Below are 23,102 nucleotides of genomic sequence, written 5' to 3'. Positions count from 1 at the left end.
GCTGAGGATCCGAGCGCCACACGCGCGGTGGCCGACTCACGCCGACCCCATCCCCAGCAGGAGGAACCTGTGGTGAACAGCACCGGTCTGCTCAACGCCCTTGCCAATATCGTCGAAGAGGTCGCCGGAGTCGACTCCGCCGAGGTGACCACCGAGAAGTCCTTCACCGACGATCTCGACATCGACTCCCTGTCGATGGTGGAGATCACCGTTGCGGTCGAGGACGCGTTCAAGGTGAAGATCCCCGACGACCAGGTCGCGGAGTTGAGAACCGTCGGCGACGTGGTGCGCTACCTCGCCAACCACCAGTGACTGCTGCCGGACGGTCCCACCGCACCACCGCTCGGCACGTAAGTGATCAACGAGAGCTCGATCGGTCGCAGGACCGTTCCCGCGCAACACAACAGGACTCACTTCGGGAGATGTGCCGTGCACACCATGGTTCTCCACAAAGGCAGGCGGCCATGAGCGTTCTCGATCGCTTCCGGCTCGACGGTCGCGTCGCCGTGGTCACCGGAGCCTCCTCCGGGCTGGGTATCGCCTTCGCGACCGCGATGGCCGAGGCCGGCGCCGATGTCGTGCTCGGGGCACGGCGCGCCGAGAGACTGGAGGTTGTCCGCACGGCCGTCGAGAAGCTCGGCCGCAGAGCCGTCGCTGTGCGTACCGACATCGCCAAGCCGGAGGACTGCCGCGCGCTGATCGACGCAGCTGTCCACGCATTCGGACGGGTGGACATTCTGGTCAACAACGCCGGGATCAGCAGTGAACAACCCGCGACGGAGGAGACACCGGAGCAGTTCCGTGAGGTCATCGACATCAACCTCAACGGCTCCTACTGGATGGCCCAGGCCGCGGGCGCGGTGATGCTGCCCGGCAGTTCCATCGTCAACGTCTCCAGCGTCCTCGCGCTGGTCACGGGCGGTCTGCCGCAGGCTGCCTACTCGGCGTCCAAGGCCGGGATCCTCGGGCTCACCCGCGATCTCGCCCAGCAGTGGACCCCGAGCAAGGGCATCCGCGTGAACGCCCTCGCGCCGGGTCTCTTCACCTCGGCGATGACCGACGGTTATGCCGAGGGCTACGTCGAGGCGATGATGCCGCGGGTGCTCGCGGGCCGCATCGGGCAACCCGAGGAACTCGCTGCGGCTTTGCTCTTCCTCGTCTCCGATGCGGCGTCCTACGTCACCGGCACCACCCTGGTGGTCGATGGAGGTACGCACGTCGCATAGTGCCCCGCGGTGTGAACCGCCGCGGGGCAGCGGCTGGTAACCCATACCTGCAGCCCCGTCGACCGGCACCACAGCTCCTGTGATGTGTGTATCCCGATCACCAGCGAAGAAGCCCCCCGCGGCTGCTGTCTCCTCTGGCCGAGCAGCGCGTTCCACCGGAATCTGCGAGCGGATGTGTTCATGTTGTCGATCAGCGAGCGACGCGGTCTCCGGCTCGGTACAACCCGGTGCATGCTGCGCATGGCGATGTCGCGCGCCGCGGAGTTGCATCCGGTGAGCCTTTCGTACGGGACCGATCCACTCGGCGGCTTGGGGAGCGAGGGATGACGACGGAACCGACCGCCCGTTCTCTTCCGCGCGAACCGCTCGGAGATCCGCATCTGCGCCGCCTGGTCCTGGGCGAAGGCTTGGCGGCGGTGGTGGATGCGCTGTTCCTCATATGGCTCACGCTCTTCGTGCTCGAACTGTCGGAACCCGGTATCACTACAGGGTTGGTTCTTGTGGCCGTGGCGCTGCCGCGGGCGGCGCTCCTGCTTCCTGCGGGAGTGCTGGTCGACCGCCTCGGTCCGGCGCGTGTCGTGGCCGGCGCCGCCTGGCTCCGGGTCGCCGTCCTGCTCGCCCTCGGCGCCCTGGTCTCCTTCACCTCACCATCGGTGACAACGGTTGCGCTGCTCGGCGGGCTGCTCGGCGCCGCCGACGCCGCATACTTCCCGGCGGCCCTGGCGTTGGTGCCGGCCGTCGTGCAGACCGAGAAGCTCTCCCGAGTCAACGCGCTGGTGCAAGGTGCGGAGTCGGGGGGCGACTTGATCGGCCCGGCGGTGGCCGCCGGAGCCATCGCCGCGGTCGGCTTCGATGCGACGCTCGGTGTGATCGTGGCCCTGGCTGCGTTGGCCGCCGTCACCCTCAGCACGCTCGTCCGCGCCATACGACGTGGCGAAGGTGCCGGGGACGACGCCGGTCCGGACGTCATCGAAGGCGAGCAGTTCAGCAGTGCACGTGCCCTTGGCGCCGGCCTGAGATACGCCTGGCATGACCCGCTGGCGCGAGGAATGCTGGCAGCCATCGCCCTGATCAACCTTACGGTCGTGGGCCCCGTGCTCGTGGGCGGCGCGGTGCTCGCAGACCAACGCCTCGGTGGCGCCGGATCTTTGGGGATCGTGCTCTCCGGATTCGGCGCCGGCTCACTGGTCGGCTCGCTCGTGGCTGGGTGGCGGCCGCCCGCACGGCGCGGCTGGACGGTGGTCGGCGGGGTCGCGGCGATCGGCGCAGGCATGGTCGGACTCGCCGCTGTCACCCATGTCGTCCCCGCAACGGCGGTCGTCTCACTCGTCGGCCTCGGGTCAGGGTTCCTCGGAGTGGTCATCGTGGCCACGCTGCAGGAGCGAGTGCCCAAGCACCTGCTGGGCCGAGTGCTCAGCCTCGTCGTTCTGGCCACGGTGGCGTTCGACCCGTTCTCTTACGTGATCGCGGGCGTCCTGCTCCCGTACGGCACGACGACGCTGTTTCTGGTCTGTGGCAGCGCCGTCTTGACGTGCGCCGGCCTGGTCGCCGCGAACCCAGCGATCCGCTCGTTGCGTTGACCGTGCCGACCGCGGGCCATCGGTCGACCACGGGCCAGCAAAGGGGCCGCCCCGCACCGGCTATGGCGGACAGGCCCAGTACAGCGCGAGGACCCCCCCCGCCCGGACCATTGCACAGTGCAGCGGTAGCCGTCCAGGTCGATGAACCGCAACTGAGCGCCGGGGTCCCGGTGTTCCTTGCCCACGATCACCAGATGCCTCTCACCGGAAATCGCATCCTTCAGCTCACCGGTGAGCAGCCCCGCGACCGACGGCGGGCCGGGTTTGTGGGCGATGTCAGCGTTGCATTGCCTGCCGCAGCGCGGCCTCCAGTGCCGCGCGCGGCGCGTCGGTGAGGTGCGTGGAGCGCCAGCTCACGACGCCGTCGGGCCGCACCAGTATGGCTCCGTCCTCGCTGATGCCGCAGCGCTCCGCGAAGCTCGCACCGGGCGCCAGGGTCTGCGGGGTAACGACAACGGTGTCCAGGAGGGCATGGCCGGGGTCGAGGCGCTGGGCTGTCTGCGCCCAGGTTCGGCCCTGCGGGCCGATCAGGAGTGCATGGCGTCCACCGCGCACCAGGTCGAGGGTCGAGGAGCCCGCGTCCGTGCCCTCGGCGAGCGGGAGGTGTGGCAGTCGGGTACCGGGTTCGCCGCGCCAGCGCTCGGGTTCGTCGGCCGGTGGCAGCGGCGCCTCGGCGCGGGGCGTGACGGGGTCGGGCACCGGCACGGGGTAGCGGTAGCCGACCGCCACGGCGGCCTCGCTGAGCAACTGCCCGTGTCCGGCGGACAGTTCGCGGGCGCCTGCCGATCGCGCCGCGGCCTGTCGTACCGTCAGCTCCGCGACGGGACGGCGTTCCGCCTCGTACCGGTCGAGCAGTCGCTCTCCGGCGTCTCCGCGCAGTACGGACACCAGCTTGGTGGTGAGGTTCCAGGCGTCCTGGATGCCGGTGTTGGCGCCGAAACCGCCCACGGGAGGGCAGACGTGGGCGGCGTCGCCGAGGAGGAACACCCGCCCTGCGCGGTAGGTGTCGGCGACCCAGGCAGCCGTCCGCCACGGGCGGGCTCCGGTGATCCGGAAGCGGGAGGTGGGCAGCCCGAGCGCCTCGGAGACGATGGCCTGGGACCGGTCGGGGGTGAACGCGGTGTCCGGATCCGTGGTCGCGGGGTCGTAGCCGACGGAGACGGCTCCGGCGTCCTGGCCCGTGGTCCAGGAGATGAACGGGCGGCCTGGCTGTTCGGCGAAGGCCAGGGCTAGGCCGCGGCCGTCGAGCAGCGGGCGCAGGTCCGCGGTGAAGGTGAGCTCCATGGAGGACGCGAGGGCATGGTCACCGCTGCGGGCTATGCCGAGGCCCTCGCGGATCGAACTGGCGCTCCCGTCCGCCGCCAAGAGGTAGTCGGCTTCAACCGTGTAAGGGACGCCGAGGTCGTCGAGCACCCGGGCCGTGACGCGCTGCCCGGTCTGCTCCCATGCGACGAAGTGGTGCCCGAAGCGCAGGTCCGCGCCGTCGGCAGCCGCCCGCATCCGGAGCACGCGCTCGGCGTCCCCCTGCCTGACCATGGCGCCCTGGCAGGGGGAGACGGCGCTGTAGTCGTCGGCGGCGGGCAGGCGCCAGCGTCGGATCTCGGCGCCGGACAGTGACTCCACGACGGCGGCGAACTCGCTGCGGGGACGGTCGCGTTCGACCGCGTAGATGTCGTCGGCGGCTCCGACGGCCCGGTACGCCTCCATGGTGCGGGGGTAGAAGAGCTTGGCGCGCAGCCGGGGCGAGATGCCGGTGTGCCGTTCAACGAGGATCGGTGTGACGCCGCGTGCGGCGAGGAAGAGCGCGGCGGAGACGCCCACGATGCTGCCTCCCACGATCAGTACCGACGCGCGGTCCGGGGCCGCGCTGTGCGGGGCCGTTGACGAAGTCGAAGTGTTCTGGTTCATGAACCGATCGTCGGCGCACGGATGCCGGGCCTCCATCCAGCCCGCATACGGTGAGCAGATCCGACGTAGCGAAGGATCTCGTGATGCAGACAGCTGGATTCGACCGGATCGACGTGCAGATCCTGCACGCACTCCACATCGACGGACGCGTTCCGTTCGCCCGGATCGCCCAGGTCATCGACGTGTCGGACCAGACCGTCGCCCGCCGCTACAGCCGCCTGCGGTCCTCGAACGCCTTGCGCGTGTGGGGCCTGGTGGATCGGACCAGACTGGGCCATGTGGAGTGGCTCGTGCGCATCCGCTGCACGCCGGACTCGGCGCAGGCGATCGCGCGGTCACTGGCTCGGCGGGACGACACCTCGTGGATCAGCCGCACGTCAGGCGGCACCGAACTGGTCTGCGTGACCTCCGCCGCCACCCCGGGCGAGAGCCTGCTCCTGCGGGAACTGCCCAAGACGGCCCGCGTCCTGGACGTCAGCGCCCACTGCCTGCTCCACATCTACTCCGGACGCGCCTCGGGGATCGTCACCAAGCTGAACGCCCTCACGCCCGAGCAGGTCGCACAACTGCGCCCCGCGGACCCGCCGGCCACAGATCCGGGGCAGCCCGTCGAGCTCGACGATCTCGACCGGCAGCTGCTCGGCCTGCTGCGCGACGACGGTCGCGCCGCCACCGCCCAACTGGCCGCGCAGACGGGCGCCTCACGCTCCACGGTGCAGCGCCGTATCGCCGAACTGCGCGCCGCCGGAGCGCTCTACTTCCACGTCGACGCCCGGTGGCCCCTGCTCGGCCTCGGCATGCGCACCCTGCTCTGGCTCTCGGTCAAACCCGCACACCTGGAACGCGTCGGGCTCGCCCTCACCGCACACCCCGAGGTCGCCTTCGTCGCCGCCACCAGCGGGTCCTCCAACCTCCACGCCTCACTGGCAACGCGCGACATCCCCGCGCTGTACACGTACCTGAGTACGCAGATCTCCACCCTGCGCGGCGTACGGAGCGTCGACAGTGCCCCGGTGCTGCAGACCTTCAAGGGCGCCGCCGGCCTCCACGGCCCCGCCACCGACACGTGAGCGGCTCGACGCAAGTCGGCGCTCAGCTATCCCTCGGTGGCAAGGCGATCGAGCCATTCGCCGAGGAGGTGCTGCTCGGCGCTGCTCAGTGATGTCTGTTCGGGCAGCAAGGTACGCAACGCTCGGGCGGCGCCGGCGGGGCTCGGGTCGTGCACGGCGGGTTTCTGGTTGGTGACAGCGGTGACCATCGACTCGCGCATGGCGGCCAGCAGGGCCGGGTCGCGTTGATCGTCGGGGAGCGACAGCCAGGTGAGCACGGCGCCGCGTGCGGTCGCGTGGATCAGGGCGGCCGCGAGTTTCTCCTCGACGCGCAGCCAGCCGCCGGCGGCGAGGCGGCGGATGCGTCCCGTCAGGATCTGCATGCCGGCCGCGAACGCCGCTGACGTCGTGCCGCGTTTGGGTTCGCCGTACATCAGCGCGTACAGCGCGGGGTTGGCGAGCCCGAACTCGACGGCGAGGTCCCATCCCGCGCGCAGATCCTCGACGGGGTCACGTGGAGCGGCGTCGAGGTGCTTGGCCGCCAGAAACGTGGCGTAGCCGTGCTCGGCCACCGCCTCCAGCAACCCGTCCTTGTCGCCGAAGTGGCGGTAGATCACCGGTGGCTGCACCCCGGCCGCCGCCGCGACCGCGCGGGTCGTCACCGCGTCACGCCCCTCGCGGGCGAGCAGGTCCGCGGCGGCCTCGACCACGCGTCGGCGGATCAGCTCACGGCTGGCGTCCACTGCCCTCGCTTCGGGGGCAGACGCGTCATGACTCGTCCCAGCAGGCATGTATCAACGATATCGGCGAGGCTGTACCGCTGCAAATATCAGTGATACCGTCAAAGTGATTTCACTGGAAACATGGACTGGTGGGTGCAGCTCGCCCGCGCCGGAACAAGGAGCATCTAGTGCCAGAGAAATTGCGGATCGTAGGACTTGAGGAACACGTGGTTCTGCCGGTGCTGCTCGACGCCTGGGCGAAGGCGGGGATACCGCAGATCCCGCAACTCGGTTACGGCGACGAGCCGATCGCCCAGCGACTGCGGGACGTCGGCGAACGGCGGCTGGCCGACATGGACGACCAGGGCCTGGACGTTGCGGTGTTGTCACTGGCCACACCCGGCGTGCAGAACCTCCCGGCCGCGGACGCCATGAGCGTCGCACGTGAAGCCAACGACGCCCTGGCCGACGTCGTCAACAGCAACCCGGAACGGTTCCAGGCGTTCGCGGCCATCCCGACGCCGGCGCCCGAGGCCGCCGCGGCGGAACTGGAGCGCGCGGTGACCCAGCTCGGCTTCCGCGGTGCGATGCTCTACGGCCGGACCGGTGACAAGCTGGCCGACGCCCCGGAGTTCGACGACCTCTACGCCACCGCCGAACGGCTGCGAGTCCCGCTGCACTTCCACCCGCAGACCCCCGTGCCCGCGGTCCTGGACGCCTACTACTCCGGCCTGGGCCAGGTCGGCATGGGACTCGCGACCGCCGGGCTGGGCTGGTACTACGACCTCGGCGTGCAGTACGTGCGGATGATCTTCTCCGGCGTGTTCGACCGCCACCCCGGGCTGCAGGTCATCGCGGGGCACTGGGGCGAGGTCGTGCTGTTCTACCTCGACCACACGGGGATCATGGCGCACAACGCGAAGCTCGATCGGCCGCTGGCCGCCTACTTCCGCGAGAACTTCTGGGTAGCCGGCAGCGGCACGGTCAGCGAACGCTACCTGCGATGGACGGCGGAGGTCGTCGGCACCGAGCGCATGCTGTACTCGACCGACTACCCCTACACCTTCGGGACGCGGCCCGGCGGGTTCCCCTTCCTCGACACCAGCGGCGGGATCGCCCGGTCATTCCTCGAACAAGCACCGTTCACCGAGGCGGAGAAGGCCGCCATCGGCTCCGGCAACTGGGAGAGCCTGACCGGACACCTCGCAGCACACCGTGGACATCGACAGTCGACTTGACACGTATCAGCCGGGCGGGGGAGGAGGCGGTGCCGTCCGTGGCCTGCGTCCCTGGCCCTCTGCACCAGGTCCTGGAGATGACCGGAGCGGGGAAATGGGCATCTGGAGCGGGCGAGCGCCCGAATCCGCTGTTTGCGGTTGCCAGCCCGGTAGGTCGGCATCCCGTAGGACAGCGCCAGGCTCGCGTCGGGGAATGCGTCCAGGATCAGCCTGTGCATGCGGTCAAACAGCGGCCGGTGCTCGGGTGTGATCCCGTCCGGGGGCGAACTTCTGCGGGAGGCTGCAGGCGGGACTGGCTTCAGCACATGGGGTCGGCCGGGCTGTGGACCCGGCGTACGGCCTTGAGCCGGTCGGCGCGCTGGGGTGCGACTGCTGCGACGCGTGGCGCGCGAGCAGTGAGGTGGCCCGGGACGCGCGGGAGCGCCAGAAGGTCCGGCGGGCGAACGCCGCGCTCGCGTGCCACCCGGACCACCTGTCGTGGCGAGGGGATCGGCCATTCTCACGGCGATCTCACGAAGAGGATTGACCTGGCGAGTGATGGCGGATGCCGTCCGCCGGCCATCCTGGTCACGCCCGGACAGTGGGGTGACGCGCCGCAGTTGAGTCTGGTGCTGGACCGTATCCGTGTTCCGCGTCCTGCTGGCGGTCACCCGCGGACGCGTCCGGATCACATGCGCGGCGACAAGGCGTACAGCTCGCGCCGCAACCGCTGTTACCTGCGGCGACGGCAAATCCGGCACACGCTTCCCGAGCGCCGGGACCAACGAGCCAACCGCCGACGGCGCGGCAGTCAGGGCGGTCGCCCCGCTGGTTTCGACCGGGCACCGCATGCCCGCAGGAACGAAGTCGAGCGGACCCTCAACGCTCTCAAGGGCTCCGCCGTGGTGACCCGGTACGACGTACGTCTTTCACGCAACGATCACCCTCGCCGCGATCCGGCTGTGGGTTCGTTGATGGTCCGCCGCACAGGCTCTGGTCCCTCACTTCACCGGACGAGGCCGATGGCTTCAATCTCGATCATCCACTCGGGGTCGGCGAGTGAGGAGACCTCTACGAACGACTCCGCAAGGTGGGGCTTGTTGGGGAAATGTTCCGCGCGCAGCTTGGCGAAGACGTCCTGCTGTGCAATGTCGGTGACGAACACGGTCGCCTTGACCACGTCGGCGAGGCTGGAGCCCGCATTCGTCAATACCGTCGACAGGTTCGCGAGCGCCTGGCGGGCCTGCGCCTCGAAGTCCCCGGCGCCGACCGTGGCCCCCTGGGCGTCGATCGGGGCCTGACCCGAGGTGAAGACCAGATTCCCGACGCGGATGCCGAGCGATATGCCGGCCGACTCGTACCAGTCGGGCTCCGCGGAGACGCGTACACGCTCAGCGGCGGGCGGTGTCACGGACATGGTGCTGACACTCCTTCAAAACTGCTTGTGCGTAGCCGAGTGGCGGCAGCCGCCAGCTCGATGGTGATCCATGCAGGACAGCCACGGAATGCCGTGATCCATTCCCAAGGGCCCCGTGGGGATCGCTTCTGGGCCAGATCGAGTGCGAGCGCGCGGTGACGGTTGCCCAAGTACGCGAAGGCGCGCCACACCTCGGACGTGATTCATCGGACGGGCCCTAGGGCCCGTCCGATGGGTCGGCGAGCCTGCCGTGCTTGGTCAGTTGACTGGCTCGACTCAGCGAAGGCTCATCAGGGGCGGCATCCGCGTGCCCGACGGCGAAGGGCGACGATCGGCCCATCGCGGCCCCAGCCACGACCGCGTAAGCCCGAGGAGCCGGTGTGCCCGCGCACTTCGTGAACCATCGGGCTGCGTGCCGCGTCCTCCTGATGCGCGGCCCGTGCCCGGCGGGCGCTGTGCGAGGGAGAGCAGGGGACGGATGACGGGTGAAACGATCGGTATCGGGCTGGCCGTATCGGTGGGCCTGGTGGGTCTGTGGGCCAGTGCGCGGGAGGCACGGTTGCAGATGCGGCTGAGCCGCTACGGGTTGCGCGCCGAGGGGGTGGTGGACCAGGAGCATGAGCCCGGGGACGATTCTTCGACGCCCGTCATCGAGTTCACCGACCGGCAGGGCCGGCCCGTCAGGTTCCGGCCCCCCCACGACGGCGACGGGGCTGGCCCTCGGAACCCATGTACTGGTTGCCTACCTGCCCGAAATGCCGAAGAGCGCACGGGTGTTCACCCGGAAGTACCGCCTACATCAGATCGTCGGCCTGTCCTTCGGAGCCATGATCTTCCTCGGCGTCGCGGCAGGCTGCCTGCTCACGCGCTGAGCTTGTTCTCCCTCCTCGTTCTCACCAACGGATCCACCGCCAGACCCGTCACAGGACCTATGGGATACGCCTAGGGCCTGCCCGATAGGTCCTGCCGGGGCGCGCGTGCCCCGGCCCGCACGCTCGCCGCGTTGTCGTCAATCACCGACGCTCCGCGTCGCCTCAATCCTCGGCCTTGCAGCTGTGCTCGGCATCCGAAGGATGAATCAAAGAGCCGAGACGGCTTCGGTGCGTACCCGCGCCGAACGCACCGCCGACGGCTGGCGGTTGACCGGCACCAAGATGTGGACCGGCGGCGCCCACGTCAACGACTACGCCATCGTGCTGGCCCGCACCGACGACGCCGAGGACAAGCACGCCGGACTCAGCCAGTTCATCGTCGACCTGCGTGCCCCGGGCGTACGGGTGGAACCGATCCGGCTGATGAGCGGCGAGCACCGCTTCAACGCCTTCCACCTCGAAGGCGTCGACGTCCCCGACGGCATGCTGCTCGGGCAGCGGGGCGGCGGCTGGAAGCAGGTCACCGGCGAACTCGCCTTCGAGCGCAGCGGCCCGGAACGCTACCTGTCCACCTTCCCCCTGCTGCTCTCCCTGCTCCGCGAACTCGAACAGCGCCCCGCCACGGCCCAACAGCTCACCCAGATAGGCATCTTGACGGCCCGTCTGCACAGCATCTGCCAGCTCTCCCTCGGCGTGGCCGCCGCACTGGACGCCGGAGCCTCGCCCGACACCCAGGCCGCTCTGGTCAAGGACCTCGGCACCCGTCTGGAGGGCACGCTGATCGACACCGTCCGCAGCGTCCTGCCGACCCCGGCCGCCCCGCACGCCACCCCCGGCAGCCACGCTGAACTGCTCGCCTTCGCCCTGCTGCACAGCCCCGGCTACACCCTGCGCGGCGGCACCAACGAAATCCTTCGCGGCATCATCACTCGCGGTCTGGAGCAGCACTGATGAACACCCACACGATCGACACCAGCGCCCCCGTCATAGCCGCCGACGACTACGACACCACCGCCTTCTTCACCGAGCCGGACGCCATCGCCACCGTCACCAACACCACCGCCCCAAACGCCGTGGCCCTCCCGTCCCCGGACGCCGCCACCGCCGAACTCCTCGCCGCCGCCCAGGAGGCAGGACGCCGCGCCGTCCCCGCCCCGTTCGCCGAAACCGCCCTGGTCGCCCGCCCGCTGCTGCGCCGCGCCGGCCTCCCCGTCCCCGAAGGCCCGCTCAGCTACGCCATCGCCCCCGACCTGACGATCCGTTACGCCCACCTCGGGCGTCGGATCGGCCGGCTGCTTCGGCGAGGACGACACCCTGCTGGTCACCGGCACCCTGCGCCGCGTCCCCTGGGCCCGCGCCGCCGGCGCCGTGGTCGTCCTGGCGACCGCCCCCTTCGGCCCCGTCTTGTTCACCCTCACCCCGGACCGGACCGTCCTCACCCCCGGTGGCAACCTCGCCGAGGAACCCCGCGACGACCTGCACCTCGCCGCCCTTGAGATCCCCGCCTGCCACGTCGGCCGGATCTCCCCTGAACTGCTCGACGAGGCCCGGCTCCGAGCGGCCATGGCGCGGTCGGCCCTGATCGCCGGTGCCGCCGGACGCTGTGTCGAACTGACGGTCGCCCACACCACCGCCCGCACCCAGTTCGGCCGTCCGCTCAGCCGCTTCCAGGCCGTCAAGCAGGAAGAGGCACGGCTGATCGAGGAAGCCGCCCTGGTACGCGCCGCCGTCCAGGCCGCCGCAGCCCCGCTGGACACCGGCGGCCCGGCCGCGCACTTCGCCGTCGCCGCCGCCAAGACCCAGGCATCCGCCTCGGCCGCCGAGATCACCCGCATCGCCCACCAACTCCACGGCGCCATCGGCATCACCCGGCTTCACCCCCTCCACCTCGCCACCACCCGCCTGTGGTCCTGGCGCGACGAAGACGGCGACGAAACCCACTGGGCACCCCGCCTGGCCCGGCCCCTCACCGCCGCCACGCTCTGGCCCACACTCACCACCGAGCCCTGACCCCTCGCCCCCGCACCCTCCTCACCGCCGCCGACCGGCCCAACCCGGTCGGCGGCCCAGCAGTTCTCCCCTGAACAGCGTTGATGCGCCGACCACTTGAGCGCTGCATCGTTCGCCGACAGACGGCACGGCGGCGGTGACGGCCTCGTCCGTGTCGCTCAGCGCGGCCTTGAGGACCGTGAAGGCGGTCTCCGGATCGGCAAGGGCGTGGTGGATGCCGGGGATGTCACGGTCGTCGAGGCCGAGCAGCCCGTGGGCCACCGCATGTCGCCGCTTTAGGCTGCGGGAAAGGCGGTTCCCGCTGCTGCCGTCGGCAGGGCTCCGAGCCGCCTACCCCGCTACGCGAGAGGCGCGCCGAGATGGACGAGCAGCACAGCATGGACCGGCACCACCCAGCGGTGGTGGCGCATCGCAAGCATCGTACGGAGGACGTCCAACTGCGCGTCGCCGACGCCATCACGCGGTTCGCGGGCTCGATGCCGTTCGTCTACGTGCACGCTGTCGTCTTCGCGGTGTGGATGCTGTTCTTCGAGTCCAGTCCCTGGCCGACGCTGACCCTGGTGGTGTCGCTGGAAGCGATCTTCCTGTCGACGTTCGTCATGATCGGCCAGAACCGGCAGGCGGCCTTCCAGCAGATGAAGGCCGACCATGACTTCGTCGAGGAGGAGCTGGAGCTGAAGACCAACACCGAACTGACGCGCGCGATTCACTCCATGACCCAGGAACTCCACCGCCGACTGATCGAGGACGGCGCCGAGCAGTGACGTCCGGGCCCCGTGCGCGCGATGAGGAACCAACAGGCTCGGGGCCCCGAGTCGAGGGCCCGCTGCCGGATCAGAGTTGTGGGCGCAGTCGGCCGGAGCCGGTCGGCTGGGGGTCGGCGGTGGGGCGTTCCGACAGCGCGCTGCCTCGGCGCCACTGGTTCCAGGACAGGTTCCAGTCGCCGAAGCCGTTGCCGAAGGCCGGCATTTTCTTCCCGTGGCTGTGGATGACCCGGACGATGTCGCCCTCGCGTACCGTCCGGAAGAACCAGGCCGCGTCGCGGGTGCCCATGCCGACGCAGCCGTGGCTGACGTTGGCATGCCCCTGGGAGCCCTGCGACCAGGGCGCGGCGTGCAGGTATTCACCGCTGAGCGTGATCCGTACGGCGTAGCGCACCGACTGGTCGTAGGCGTCGGGGCTGTCTGGGGGGATGCCGACGCTGGCACCGCGCATCCGTGCGACGTACTCGCGGCCGAGGACGACCTTGACGCCGTTGCGTGTGCCGAAGCCGGGCCTGCCCGTGGTGACGGGCACGGTCTTGACGGTTGTGCCGTCGCGCCTGACGGTCATGGAGTGCGCCGCCGCGTCGACGACCGCCTCGATCCGGGCGCCGGTGGTGATGACCAGGGGCGGTGTCTCGCCCCCGTACAAGTCGTCCGCGATCGGGGCCCCGTTCAGTTCGTCGCGGACTTGGATGACGGCGTGGGCGGGCCAGTACGTCCGGGGCCGGTAGTGCAGGGTCGTGTCGTCCACCCAGTGCCAGGCCCCCTCCGCCGCGGGCGAGGACTCGACCTTGAGAGCGCCTTCGACCAGCGCACGAAGCCGCGCCCCGCGAACCGGTGTGCCGAGCTTCGCGGTGATGGGCTGTCCGACCCCGTACGTGCCCGGACCGGGACCGAACCGCACGCTGAGCACGCGGCCTGCGGGGGATGTCTCGAATTGCAGCGTTCTGCGAGCCATGGCTTCGCCGTCGTCCTCGGTGGCGACGTGCACGGTGTAGTGCGTCGCGGCGGCCAGTGCGGTGGCAGCGCGCCAGTGGGTGCCGTCCGCGTCGAGCCTGCCCGCAAGTCGGCGGCCGAAGGTGTCGACGACGGTCACGTCGGTCATACGGCCACCGCTGCCGCGAGCGGTCACCTCCAGCGGCCGTCCGGGGTCCACCCGTTGCCCCTCGCTGTGGCCGTGGATCGAGATCCGCAGCTCGCCGTGGCGCGGCTCCGCGCGCGGCACACCCTGCGCACCTCCACAGGCCGTCACAACTTGGCCGAGGAGCGCGGCCAACAGCGCTCCACCGCCGAGGACTGCTGCTTTTGTGGGGCGGGACATCGGGGGCGATTGTCACACAATGGGTGCCGCGTACTGGCGAGGCGCGTCGCGGCCGTCCGCCGATGTCGCGGTCCGGTGGGGCGCGACGAGGCTCCCGTCCGGTCGGGCGGTCTCGCCGGCTGGCGCATCCGGGTGGTTCGACGGACCGGATGTCGCAGCGGGCGGCGCTCCGGACGACGTGCGAAGGAACGTTCATTCAGCATATGGGCGTGAGGAGAAGGCGTGACGGCACGGCGGGTAGCGGGAGGAACGGACGGCGACGCCGCCGGGCGTTGTGGCCGCTGTCCGTACTGCTGTTGACCGCCGCGGGCTGGGGCACGTCCGATCCGGCGGCTGCGGACGGGGCGGGCACGCAGGGGCTGGTGCTCGCGGTCACCGTGAACGAGTGGCCCGGACCGGCCGTACCGGGGCCCGTTATTCGGGTGGCCGATCCCGTCGTCAAGACGTACCGACTGACCAACCGGGGTGGGGCCGACCTCTACGACGTACGCGTGGTTGATCCCGGCATGCCGGGCGTCGGGGTCCACTGCCCGGGCGGGCGCGACCATGTGCCGGTACTCACCGGCCTGCGCGCGGTGACCTGCACGGCGGAGACTCCTGCGCGCCCCGGCACCTGGAGCGGCGAGGTCGTGGCCACCGCCCGACTTCCCTACCTGCGCGCGACCGTGGGCGCCGCGCAGTGGTCGGGGTACACAGGGGTGGGCGCCGCTCTGGCGCTGGACGAGACGGCACAGGTGACGGGCCTGTCGCAGGCGGCGGTTCTGCGCTATGTGCTGACCAACACCGGCAACCGGCCCGCCTTCGGCGTCCGGATCGCCGACGTGCCGCTCGCGCCGCCCCGTATCGACTGCGCGGGCACGGAGGCGGTGGTGGCCCGGCTGGATCCGGGCACATCCACGCAGTGCACCGCCGTGGTGCGCCGCGCGCCCGGGACGTACGTGAGCGGTGGGTACGCCGAGGGCAGCGACCGGATCAACACCCTCGGACGTCATGGGGACATGGTGGTGCCGCCGCGGCTGACCGCGCGTTCCTCCGCCCGGTTCGTGATCCCCGCTCCCCAGCCCGGCCCCTTCCCCGGCGCTTTTCCGGCTGCCCCTTCACGGCCCCGCTTGCGTGCCCCGGTCGCGCCGGGCCCGGTCCCCGGGCCTCTCCTCCCCCCGGGTGGGGCTCTTGTCCCAGGGTTGGCGCCGCCGCCGTTCCTGGCACGGTTGCCCGGTGCTGTCGTGCCGCCTGTCCCGCCCCCGGGTATCGCCGCACCCGGCCTCGCCCTGGCGCCCCCGATGGTCCTGGCGCCACCGGCGCCACCGGCGCCACCTGTGGCACCGGCGCCACCTGTGGCACCGGCGCCACCTGTGGCACCGGCGCCACCTGTGGCCCCGGCGGCACCGGTGGCACCCATGGCACCGGCGGCGCCCGGCAGGGTGGGGGCGGCGCCCCAGGGGGTGGGGGAAGCGGCGACCGCCGGCACCGTGCCCAAGGCGCCGACCGAGCCTCCGCGTCGAAACCAGCCCTCGATCCTGGGCCACTTCCTCCGAAACGGCAGACACCCCACCGGCCTTGGGCTGATGTCCGCACTCCTCCTCGTCCTCGTCCCCGCCGCCGTCGCGGCCGCGATCCTCGCGTACCGCAGGCACTGACCACATCGGCACTACAGAAAACCGGCGGAAGAAGTGACCGAAACCATCGCCATCGTGCTCGGCGCGGCGATGCTCGCCGCAGCCGTCGTCCTGCTCAAGCACCGCTATTGGCCACCGAAACCGGGCGACGAACCGCGTGAGGACGTCGCCGAGTACATCTCGATGATGGTCGGCGTGCTCTACGCCCTGGTCCTGGGCCTGGCACTGGTGACGGTGTGGGACGACCGCTCCGGCGCCGAGGAGCACACCGCGGCGGAGGCGAGCGCCGCCCACCAGATCCATGTGCTGGCAGCCTCGATGCCCGCCGCGCAGGGCGCGCGGATGCGCACAGCGGTCGAGACGTACGTCCGGCACGTCACCGACACGGAGTGGCCCGCCATGGTCGACGGCGTTGCCCCCGGCCCGGAGGGTTGGCGGCTGCTGGACGAGGTGCGGGCCGCCGGGCAGGCGCCCGATGGTGCGAGCCCCGCGCAGCAGATCGTGGGTCAGGAAGTGGTGGCGCAGCTGGGCACCTTGGACGAGGCCCGGCGCGGACGGGAGGCCGACGTGGGCAACGGCCTGTCCCCGGTGCTGTGGGTCGGTCTGATCACCGGCGCGTTCCTCACCGTCGGGTTCATGTTCCTCTTCGGGGTGCGGCGAAGCTTCACCCATGTGGTGATGGTGATGGGCCTGTCCGCGCTCATCACCTTCATCGTGCTGCTCGTCTACCAGCTCGACCGCACCTTCTCCGGCATGTTCGCCATCAACGCCACACCGTTCACCCGCCACTTCTGATCACCCGCCGGGTGCCTCCCGGCTGTCACCCGGGCGGCCGTCTCCGGGGGCGCGGCCGTGGTGGTCTGCTTAGCGTGAGGGCATGTTCCGGACAGCCGATCGGCGCCATGGCCGTCTCGCTCTGGAAGCCCGCCGCCTGCGAGCCGCCGTGGCCCGCGGCGCGTGGTCATGGGTGGAGCGGCACGGGCGGATCACGTCCGAGACCCCGGGCGGCCGGCGCTTCGGGTACCTGGGCGACGGCGTGTGCATCGGTTTCCCGGTCGGTTCGCTCTACGGCGAGCCGTGGATGGAGATCGGGGACGGCACGCTGATCGGGCGTCAGGTGACCCTCACCGCAGGCCTGCTGCCCGGGCTCGACCTGGGGCCGGACCCGGTCCTGCGGATCGGCAGGGGCTGTCTGATCGGTTGGGGGAGCCACGTCGTGGCGCACCAGTCCGTGACGATCGGCGACCACGTGTTCGTCGCTCCGTACGCCTACATCACCGACCAGAACCACACCTACACCGAACTCGACCGCCCCATCGGCTGTCAGCCCCCGCGAAACCAGCCGGTGGTGATCGGTGCCGGCTGTTGGATCGGCGCCGGTGCCGTGGTGCTCCCGGGCACCCGCCTCGGGCGCAACGTCGCGGTGGCCGGCGGCTCCGTCGTCCGCGGCGAGTTCCCCGACCACTGCCTCGTCGGCGGCGTGCCCGCCCGGATCCTGCGGTGCCACGACCCCGAAGCGGGCTGGACCCGCCCGGCGGCCGAGGACCCGGGGGCCCGGTCCGCGACACGGTGACGACGGTCCCGGGTTTCTCGATGACGGTCCCGAGTTCTTAGGAGGGGATCATGTCCCTGGCCCACCCCGCCCGTACCCCCGACATGATCAACATCATGATCGTCGGCGACTCGATCAGCCATGGCAGCAGCGGCGACTGGACCTGGCGCTACCGGTTCTGGAAGCACCTGCACGAGCACCACGTCAGCGTCGACCTGGTCGGTCCCAAGGACACGCTCGACAACATCCGCACCGCCGAGGTCGGTGACGACGACGCCACCTATGCCGAAGCGGGGTTCGACCCCGACCACGACGCCCAGTGGGGCCGCCCCTACCTCACCGAGAAGGACGAGATCGAGGCCAAGGTCCGTGAGCACCGGCCCGACTACCTGCTGGTGCTGCTCGGCATCAACGACCTGTTCTGGTACGGCGTCGAACCCGCGCAGTTCGAGGTGAACCTCCGGGAGTTCCTCGCCGGCGCCCGCCGGGCCAACCCGCACCTCGTGATCGTGCTCGGCACCATCCTGCAGTGCCGCAAAGCGGTCGACGACCCGGACTTCGGCGCCCGGGTCGACGCCTGCAACGAACGGCTGCGCGCCGTGGCCGAGAACCTCGCCAACCCCTCCTCCCCGGTGGTGGTCGCCGAGACCGCGGCCGAGTTCGTCGCGGCGGATCACACCTGGGACGGCACCCACCCCAATCCCAACGGCGAGATCCGCATCGCCGCCGCCTTCGCCGACGCCCTCGCCGACCGCTTCGGCATCGGGGCCAGGTATCGCCGCCCCTATCCGGACGTACCTCCCATCGCCCCGGCCGCCAAGGCGAGCATCGACTGAGCCCGTGATCCCCGATCCGGAGCGGGCGCATCGCCTGCCAGGAGGTCCTGGCGGGGCGGGGCGGCGGCCCAAGGGTTTGCAGGCCTGGTCCGTACGCCCGTGACGCTCGTCCGGAGTGCCTTACGGCGTTACCGTCGGGGCGGTGACACCACCGGTGGCCCTCCGTACGGGAGCGGCGCTCAACGCGCGGCAGACGCCCGCGAACGGTGGAGGCGGATACGTTTCCGGCGACCCGCGCCAGGGCGGACGCGAAGGCGGCGGGATCCAGGTGGGCCTCTCGCGCACGCCGGCCGCCTGGCACAGCTGCTGCCAGCAGGTGGTGAACGCCTCGGTGAGGGCGGTGGCCTGGGGGGGAAGTGGGCGGATGCCGGAAAGCGGCGGCGATCGCCAGCGCGGTGCGGGCGAAATCCGCGCCGTCGACCAAGTGGTCGCCGTCATGGTCGTAGTGGTGGAAGAGCGCACGGTGCTCGGCGGCGACGAACGCGGTCACCGGCGACTGGCACCACGCAGGACCGGGTCCCGCGGTGCCCGCCGCGTCACGTCCCCGTGGCCGAGGGCTGCGGCCCGTTTGGCTACCGCTCTGGCATACGTGGCGAGGCTGTGGTCGCTGGAGGCCCACACGGCGGCGAGCTGTTGCACGCCGGATGGGATGGAGCCGGGCACGATTCCTGAACTGAACGCAGCCTCGATGTGGTCGATGGCCCCTGATGGTCCATCAGGGCGATTCACCTGTCGATGCGCTGGGCTGGGGGTCGCGCGGGGGTTAGCCGACCGTGATCCCGTGGAATATGCGCGTCGTGAAAATCCATGAAGTCATCACGTTCTTCCACGTTGCAGGAGTAGCGATTGGTTTGGGGTCGGCAGTGGTCTCCGACTATCTCTTCACCCGCTTCATCAAGGATGGCGTCCTGGATCACGGTGAACTACGGGCGCTACGTTTCGTGTCATTGCTCGTTGTTGCCGGCCTGGCCTTGATCGTGCCCACCGGATTGCTGTTCGCCGTGGCATCCCCCGAACAATGGCATGATGGAAAGTTCTGGGCGATCCTGACCGTAACCAGCCTTATTGGCATTAACGGGGCTGTAATTCATCACAAGGTGATCCCGATCTTCGAGGCACACGTCGACCGTCCACTCGTCGACGAGCACCTGGAGAAGACGGCCAAGCTCATCCTCACCACGGGAGTCGTCTCCACGGTCTCATGGTGGACTGCAGCGTTGCTCGGGGTGTGGGTGTCGGCCGACTTTCGATACCCGTACCTGTACTTCATCTCCGCGTATACGGTGCTGTTGCTCGGCGGCGTCATCGCTGCGCAGTTGATGAGGCAGCGAATTTTGCGGATGCTCCTTCGTGCTGCGATGCCACCTCCGGAGACCAGGTAGAGACGTTGGTGCTCGCGGCGGGCAGGCAAGCGCCAGTAGGTGTCGAGATCGCCGGTGCCGATCAGGGGTACGGAGTCCGAGACGGCTTCGGAGCTGGTTGAAGCGGCGGGGTGGCCGGATGGGGGGGCATCCGGCTGCGGTCAGAACGGTTTGAGGGACGGTGCCGGCCCTGCGATCGGATGGGTGGTCTACCGCTGCCGACTGCGGTCCGCCAATGCCTCGGCGGGGCTGTCGGGGTTGGGATCCACTTCCTCCTTGCGTGGCATGCGCAAGAACAGGGTGTCGAACGCCCCCGCACCGTGATAGGTCAGGGTGACGGTTGGGCTCTCGTCCCCGGTGTGCTGTGACCAGTCCACTCTGGGGTCCTGTCTTGCGGTGTCCGGGAACGTCGGGTGCTGTGGTGCGGGCGGAGGCTGGGGTGGGTTGGGGGCGTAGGTCGGGTACGGCGGTATTCCTGTACTGCGGTGTCTGCGTTGCTGTGCCGTGGCTTGTTCCGCGACGCCGCTCGTCACCACGACCGTGACGCCGACGATGATCAACATGAGCCCGGGCACGGTCGCGGGCTTGATGCCCTGCGCCATGAACCACCACGCGGCGAGCGCCGCCACGGGGGTCTCCAGTAGGAGCAGGACGCTCATTGTCGTTGCCGATGTCCTGCCCAGGGCGAAGTTCAGTGAGCCGAGTCCCAGGATCTGGGGAAGGATGAGCAGCCCGAGCAACGACAGTTGGGTGGATCTGTCGAAGCCCGTCAGCGGGATGTGGGCCAGCCGGCAGACGGCGAGGAGTTCCAGACCGCAGACCAGCGAAGTGAACGTCGAGTACAGCGATGTGCTCACATCAGCGCGCGACCGTTCGCTCAGCGCGGTGTACCCGGCCTGGGCGATGGCCCCGACAAGGGCGAGCAGGTCCCCCAGCAGCGCGGTGCCGCCGGACCTGATGTCGAGACCGCCCGCCGCGGCCGCGCCCAGCACGGAGAGCGTGAGACCCGCCCATGTCCGGCGGGGCGTCCGGACGCCCTGGCCCGCGGCGATGAGGGCCTGCCAGACGGGCTGGGTGGCGACGAGTGCCGTGGACATGGCGACCGAGGTCAGCCGGGTGCTCGTCATGAAGGCCGCGAAGTGGAGGGCGAGCGCCGTGGCCGCGAGGAAGCCGAAGAGCAAGGGCCGCCACTGCTCCCGGCGCAGAAGGCCGCGCTCGCCCCGCGCGACGCGCGCCACCTCGCGGCGCCGGATCATCAAGAGGAACGGGCCCAGTACGGCGAAGCCCAGGCAGTTGCGCCAGAAGGCCATGGCGGGCGGCGAGGCGGAGGCCGCGGCCGTGAGCGGGGCGGTGGCCGAGACGGAGATTACGGTGACTGCCATCGCCGCCATGGACAGCGGATCGAGCCTGGACTTCACGCGTTCGTACCGCCGTCCGCAGTGGACCGAGCGGCGGCGGATTCCGGGGTTCCGATGCCGTTGCGCGGGGAACGCGGCGGCGGAACATGGGCGTGGGCACGGCGGTGCTCCGCGCCGTCCCTCCCGCGGCGGCCGCGATCGAAGACGTCCGTGCTATGCGGGCCCAGCCGTGTTCCGTGGCGTACTCGCACGAATTGCCGCGGGGCCGCGGATATCGACGTGCCGTCGGTGGTATGCCCGATATTGGTCACTGGGTACGCGGTTTCTGTGCCGTGGGCAACGGGGCAACTCAGGGCTTCGCCAGCGGAGGTGAGACCTTTCGGTGCCGATGTCGCATCGCCGTTCAGGCTGGCCGCAGGCGCCAGGAGTGCGGCAAGGCGCGTGAGGTTGCCGGACAGGGCCCGCGCCCTGATCGAGCGGCACCGGTGTCACTGGACGCGGCACGGCTGCCGCCACCATGCGGCGGCGGCAGCCACTGAGTCTCTTCGGGGGGCGTCGGCCGTTCGAAGTCCCTTACTGGACTGTGGCCGTGAGGGTCACCTCGATGTTCCCCCGGGTGGCGTTGGAGTACGGGCACACTTCATGCGTGGCCTTCATCAACTGGTCGGCGGTGGACGCATCCAGGCCCGGCAGGTGTGCGGTCAGCGACACGGCCAGGGTGAAACCGCCGGCCTCCCGCGCCAGCAGGCTCACCTTCGACTGCACGGTCGAGGCCGGCAGTTCGACCCCCTGTCCGCTCGCGATCAGGCGGAGTCCGTTGTGGAAGCAGGCGGCGTATCCGGCGGCGAAGAGCTGCTCGGGGTTGGTCTTGTCGCCACCGGGGCCGCCCATCTCCTTCGGGACCGCGAGGACTTCGTCCAGGACGCCGTCGAGGGATCGGACCTCGCCGTTGCGACCGTCACCGGTGGAGAGGGCCTCGGTGGTGTAGAGCGCAGACATGTTGTTTCCCTTTCGTGGGTGCCACGGATGGTCGTGGGCAGGTGTGGTGCGGACGGCGGGTAGTCCCCACCGGCCCGGTCATCGCGTCCGGGACGTGGTGGGCGGGGATGCCGTGTCCAAGTGGTCGGGCCGAGCCGAAGCCGGCGCCGTGTGGAGGGCGAAGTCGCCGTACCGGGCTCCGGGCCGGTGACGCCGGTCGGCCCCCGCCCGTGTTCCGTTCCGGGGCCGACCCTGCGTCCTGCTCGTGGCTCCAAGTGTGCTGGCGCCGGCTGCTCGCAGCCTGCCCCTGCCAGGGGCAGGCTGCCTGGCGTCCTGGTGCTCGATACTCGGCGCATGGACAAGAAGCCGCAGTTGGGGGAGTTCCTCAAGATCCGCCGGTCGCAATTGCAGCCGGCGGACGTGGGACTCCCGGATTTCGGAGAGCGCCGTCGCGTGCCGGGCCTGCGCCGCGACGAGCTGGCACAGCTCGCCGGGGTGGGCCTGTCCTACTACACGCGGCTGGAGCAGGGACTCTCGCTCAACGCCTCACCGGAGGTGCTGGACGCGCTGGCCCGAGCCCTCGGACTGGACGAGGTGGAGCGGGCCCATCTGCACGACCTGGCCCGCGCCTCGCGCCGCACCGGTACCCGGCGCAGGCCCGTGCCGGAGCGGGCGGGTGCCACGACCCAGCAGTTGCTCGGCGCGTTCGGCGACGCACCCGCGGTCGTGCTCGGGCGCCGCAGCGATGTACTGGCCTGGAACCGTACGGGGCATGCACTGTTCGCCGGGCATCTGGACCCGAACATCCCCGATCAGCCCGACCAGCGCCCGAACACGGCCAGGCTGGTCTTCCTGGACGCGCACACCCGGGACCTGTACGACCTGGACTGGCCGAAGAAGGCCAGGGACGTGGTGGGAAAGCTGCGGCTCGCCGTCGGGCAGCATCCGGACGATCCTCGGCTGGCCGCGCTGATCGGTGAACTGGCCATGAAGAGCGCGGAGTTCACCACGATGTGGTCCGAACACCGGGTCAGGAAGTGGGACCTTGCGACGTACCGCATGCACCATCCGCTCGTAGGCCGCATGCAGCTCAACCTCCAGACTCTCAACGTTCCGCAGGAGGAGGGTCAGCGCATAGTTGTGGCGACCGCCGACGTTGGCTCCACCTCGGCGGCAGCGCTGTGCCTTCTCGCCCAAGCCGGTGTTCCGGCCGGTGTTCCGACCGCGCGGCAGGCGGGACGCACCGAGACTCCGGGATCCCCACGGGACGGGGCGGACAGCCGACGCTAGGCACTGTGCGCGGTTACCGCCCCCA

22 protein-coding genes and 1 pseudogene are annotated in these 23,102 nt (G+C 70.3%); 16 read left to right on the top strand and 7 right to left on the bottom strand.

What is annotated here, in order from left to right; all coding sequences use genetic code 11:
• Window positions 1-72 precede the first annotated feature (72 nt).
• From BG418_RS08500 to BG418_RS08490, 3 genes are all read left to right on the top strand, one after another.
• Entirely contained in the window at window positions 73-312 is a 240-nt protein-coding gene (locus tag BG418_RS08500; protein ID WP_398998018.1) for an acyl carrier protein, read from the top strand.
• A gap of 152 nt (window positions 313-464) precedes the next feature.
• Entirely contained in the window at window positions 465-1,226 is a 762-nt protein-coding gene (locus BG418_RS08495; RefSeq protein ID WP_188273108.1) for an SDR family NAD(P)-dependent oxidoreductase, read from the top strand.
• Between the two features lie 323 nt (window positions 1,227-1,549).
• Entirely contained in the window at window positions 1,550-2,806 is a 1,257-nt protein-coding gene (locus BG418_RS08490; RefSeq protein WP_188273107.1) for an MFS transporter, read from the top strand.
• Between the two features lie 276 nt (window positions 2,807-3,082).
• Here BG418_RS08490 and BG418_RS08485 read toward each other — a convergent pair whose 3' ends face one another.
• On the bottom strand, window positions 3,083-4,714 hold the full coding sequence (locus BG418_RS08485) for an FAD-dependent monooxygenase (protein ID WP_188273106.1): 1,632 nt from the start codon (window positions 4,712-4,714) through the stop codon (window positions 3,083-3,085).
• Between the two features lie 83 nt (window positions 4,715-4,797).
• Here BG418_RS08485 and BG418_RS08480 point away from each other — a divergent pair, with 83 nt between their 5' ends.
• Window positions 4,798-5,784 carry an Lrp/AsnC family transcriptional regulator gene (locus BG418_RS08480; protein WP_188273105.1) on the top strand — a complete coding sequence of 329 codons (987 nt, stop codon included), beginning with the start codon at window positions 4,798-4,800 and terminating at the stop codon, window positions 5,782-5,784.
• Window positions 5,785-5,810: 26 nt separating this feature from the next.
• On the opposite strand, the gene BG418_RS08475 is transcribed toward BG418_RS08480, so the two are convergent.
• Window positions 5,811-6,506: a TetR/AcrR family transcriptional regulator gene (locus BG418_RS08475; protein ID WP_317453564.1), complete on the bottom strand. Its 696-nt coding sequence runs from the start codon at window positions 6,504-6,506 to the stop codon at window positions 5,811-5,813.
• Window positions 6,507-6,712: 206 nt separating this feature from the next.
• On the opposite strand from BG418_RS08475, the gene BG418_RS08470 reads away from it, so the two are divergent.
• Together BG418_RS08470 and BG418_RS08465 are read left to right on the top strand one after the other, a co-directional pair.
• On the top strand, window positions 6,713-7,723 hold the full coding sequence (locus BG418_RS08470; RefSeq protein WP_317453563.1) for an amidohydrolase family protein: 1,011 nt from the start codon (window positions 6,713-6,715) through the stop codon (window positions 7,721-7,723).
• Window positions 7,724-8,199: 476 nt separating this feature from the next.
• Window positions 8,200-8,677 (top strand): annotated as a pseudogene (locus BG418_RS08465) (IS5/IS1182 family transposase); the annotation flags it as partial.
• Window positions 8,678-8,708: 31 nt separating this feature from the next.
• On the opposite strand, the gene BG418_RS08460 reads toward BG418_RS08465, so the two are convergent.
• The gene (locus tag BG418_RS08460; RefSeq protein WP_188273102.1) at window positions 8,709-9,119 is read right to left on the bottom strand and encodes a RidA family protein; all 411 of its coding nucleotides are present in this window, start codon (window positions 9,117-9,119) and stop codon (window positions 8,709-8,711) included.
• A 1,073-nt stretch (window positions 9,120-10,192) separates the two neighbouring features.
• On the opposite strand from BG418_RS08460, the gene BG418_RS08455 reads away from it, so the two are divergent.
• From BG418_RS08455 to BG418_RS08445, 3 genes are read left to right on the top strand one after another with little or no spacing between them, the layout of a single operon-like run.
• Window positions 10,193-10,942 (top strand): acyl-CoA dehydrogenase family protein, encoded by a 750-nt coding sequence (locus BG418_RS08455; RefSeq protein WP_188273101.1) that lies wholly within the window; start codon window positions 10,193-10,195, stop codon window positions 10,940-10,942.
• Complete coding sequence (locus BG418_RS08450; RefSeq protein ID WP_188273100.1) at window positions 10,942-11,487, top strand: hypothetical protein; 546 nt, start codon at window positions 10,942-10,944, stop codon at window positions 11,485-11,487. The genes BG418_RS08455 and BG418_RS08450 overlap by 1 nt, the downstream gene beginning before the upstream one ends.
• On the top strand, window positions 11,396-12,001 hold the full coding sequence (locus tag BG418_RS08445; RefSeq protein ID WP_188273099.1) for an acyl-CoA dehydrogenase family protein: 606 nt from the start codon (window positions 11,396-11,398) through the stop codon (window positions 11,999-12,001). The genes BG418_RS08450 and BG418_RS08445 overlap by 92 nt, the downstream gene beginning before the upstream one ends.
• Window positions 12,002-12,022: 21 nt before the next feature.
• On the opposite strand, the gene BG418_RS08440 is transcribed toward BG418_RS08445, so the two are convergent.
• Window positions 12,023-12,262 carry a hypothetical protein gene (locus tag BG418_RS08440; protein WP_188273269.1) on the bottom strand — a complete coding sequence of 80 codons (240 nt, stop codon included), beginning with the start codon at window positions 12,260-12,262 and terminating at the stop codon, window positions 12,023-12,025.
• 98 nt (window positions 12,263-12,360) lie between these two features.
• Here BG418_RS08440 and BG418_RS08435 point away from each other — a divergent pair, with 98 nt between their 5' ends.
• Entirely contained in the window at window positions 12,361-12,765 is a 405-nt protein-coding gene (locus BG418_RS08435; RefSeq protein ID WP_188273098.1) for a DUF1003 domain-containing protein, read from the top strand.
• A gap of 70 nt (window positions 12,766-12,835) precedes the next feature.
• On the opposite strand, the gene BG418_RS08430 is transcribed toward BG418_RS08435, so the two are convergent.
• The gene (locus BG418_RS08430; protein WP_188273097.1) at window positions 12,836-14,086 is read right to left on the bottom strand and encodes an Ig-like domain-containing protein; all 1,251 of its coding nucleotides are present in this window, start codon (window positions 14,084-14,086) and stop codon (window positions 12,836-12,838) included.
• A gap of 209 nt (window positions 14,087-14,295) precedes the next feature.
• Here BG418_RS08430 and BG418_RS08425 point away from each other — a divergent pair, with 209 nt between their 5' ends.
• The 5 genes from BG418_RS08425 (at window position 14,296) to BG418_RS08405 (ending at window position 19,472) form a co-directional block, all read left to right on the top strand.
• Complete coding sequence (locus BG418_RS08425; RefSeq protein WP_188273096.1) at window positions 14,296-15,723, top strand: hypothetical protein; 1,428 nt, start codon at window positions 14,296-14,298, stop codon at window positions 15,721-15,723.
• A gap of 33 nt (window positions 15,724-15,756) precedes the next feature.
• A complete protein-coding gene (locus BG418_RS08420) occupies window positions 15,757-16,497 on the top strand; it encodes a DUF4239 domain-containing protein (RefSeq protein WP_188273095.1) in 741 nt (246 codons plus the stop codon).
• Between the two features lie 82 nt (window positions 16,498-16,579).
• Window positions 16,580-17,275, top strand: coding sequence for an acyltransferase (locus tag BG418_RS08415; protein ID WP_188273094.1), 696 nt, complete (start codon window positions 16,580-16,582; stop codon window positions 17,273-17,275).
• A 50-nt stretch (window positions 17,276-17,325) separates the two neighbouring features.
• Window positions 17,326-18,090 (top strand): GDSL-type esterase/lipase family protein, encoded by a 765-nt coding sequence (locus BG418_RS08410; protein ID WP_188273093.1) that lies wholly within the window; start codon window positions 17,326-17,328, stop codon window positions 18,088-18,090.
• 797 nt (window positions 18,091-18,887) lie between these two features.
• Window positions 18,888-19,472, top strand: a complete 585-nt coding sequence (locus BG418_RS08405) for a hypothetical protein (protein WP_188273092.1) — start codon at window positions 18,888-18,890, stop codon at window positions 19,470-19,472.
• 188 nt (window positions 19,473-19,660) lie between these two features.
• On the opposite strand, the gene BG418_RS08400 is transcribed toward BG418_RS08405, so the two are convergent.
• A complete protein-coding gene (locus tag BG418_RS08400) occupies window positions 19,661-20,833 on the bottom strand; it encodes a DMT family transporter (protein WP_223184541.1) in 1,173 nt (390 codons plus the stop codon).
• Between the two features lie 549 nt (window positions 20,834-21,382).
• Window positions 21,383-21,808: an organic hydroperoxide resistance protein gene (locus BG418_RS08395; RefSeq protein ID WP_188273091.1), complete on the bottom strand. Its 426-nt coding sequence runs from the start codon at window positions 21,806-21,808 to the stop codon at window positions 21,383-21,385.
• A 333-nt stretch (window positions 21,809-22,141) separates the two neighbouring features.
• Here BG418_RS08395 and BG418_RS08390 point away from each other — a divergent pair, with 333 nt between their 5' ends.
• Entirely contained in the window at window positions 22,142-23,077 is a 936-nt protein-coding gene (locus tag BG418_RS08390) for a helix-turn-helix transcriptional regulator (RefSeq protein ID WP_188273090.1), read from the top strand.
• The last annotated feature ends 25 nt before the right edge of the window (window positions 23,078-23,102 follow it).

It is taken from the genome of Streptomyces sp. CBMA152 (assembly GCF_014596475.1).
Taxonomy (GTDB): domain Bacteria; phylum Actinomycetota; class Actinomycetes; order Streptomycetales; family Streptomycetaceae; genus Streptomyces.
This window is presented reverse-complemented; position numbering and strand designations above follow the sequence as displayed.

What these genes read in the sequence shown, in the direction of transcription:
- BG418_RS08435 (WP_188273098.1), top strand. Translation starts at nt 12,361, where the DNA reads ATGGACGAGCAGCACAGCATGGACCGGCACCACCCAGCGGTGGTGGCG.
- BG418_RS08390 (WP_188273090.1), top strand. Translation starts at nt 22,142, where the DNA reads ATGGACAAGAAGCCGCAGTTGGGGGAGTTCCTCAAGATCCGCCGGTCG.
- BG418_RS08485 (WP_188273106.1), bottom strand. Translation starts at nt 4,714, where the DNA reads ATGAACCAGAACACTTCGACTTCGTCAACGGCCCCGCACAGCGCGGCC.
- BG418_RS08430 (WP_188273097.1), bottom strand. Translation starts at nt 14,086, where the DNA reads ATGTCCCGCCCCACAAAAGCAGCAGTCCTCGGCGGTGGAGCGCTGTTG.
- BG418_RS08410 (WP_188273093.1), top strand. Translation starts at nt 17,326, where the DNA reads ATGTCCCTGGCCCACCCCGCCCGTACCCCCGACATGATCAACATCATG.
- BG418_RS08395 (WP_188273091.1), bottom strand. Translation starts at nt 21,808, where the DNA reads ATGTCTGCGCTCTACACCACCGAGGCCCTCTCCACCGGTGACGGTCGC.
- BG418_RS08455 (WP_188273101.1), top strand. Translation starts at nt 10,193, where the DNA reads ATGAATCAAAGAGCCGAGACGGCTTCGGTGCGTACCCGCGCCGAACGC.
- BG418_RS08490 (WP_188273107.1), top strand. Translation starts at nt 1,550, where the DNA reads ATGACGACGGAACCGACCGCCCGTTCTCTTCCGCGCGAACCGCTCGGA.
- BG418_RS08495 (WP_188273108.1), top strand. Translation starts at nt 465, where the DNA reads ATGAGCGTTCTCGATCGCTTCCGGCTCGACGGTCGCGTCGCCGTGGTC.
- BG418_RS08450 (WP_188273100.1), top strand. Translation starts at nt 10,942, where the DNA reads ATGAACACCCACACGATCGACACCAGCGCCCCCGTCATAGCCGCCGAC.
- BG418_RS08415 (WP_188273094.1), top strand. Translation starts at nt 16,580, where the DNA reads ATGTTCCGGACAGCCGATCGGCGCCATGGCCGTCTCGCTCTGGAAGCC.
- BG418_RS08400 (WP_223184541.1), bottom strand. Translation starts at nt 20,833, where the DNA reads ATGGCAGTCACCGTAATCTCCGTCTCGGCCACCGCCCCGCTCACGGCC.
- BG418_RS08480 (WP_188273105.1), top strand. Translation starts at nt 4,798, where the DNA reads ATGCAGACAGCTGGATTCGACCGGATCGACGTGCAGATCCTGCACGCA.
- BG418_RS08460 (WP_188273102.1), bottom strand. Translation starts at nt 9,119, where the DNA reads ATGTCCGTGACACCGCCCGCCGCTGAGCGTGTACGCGTCTCCGCGGAG.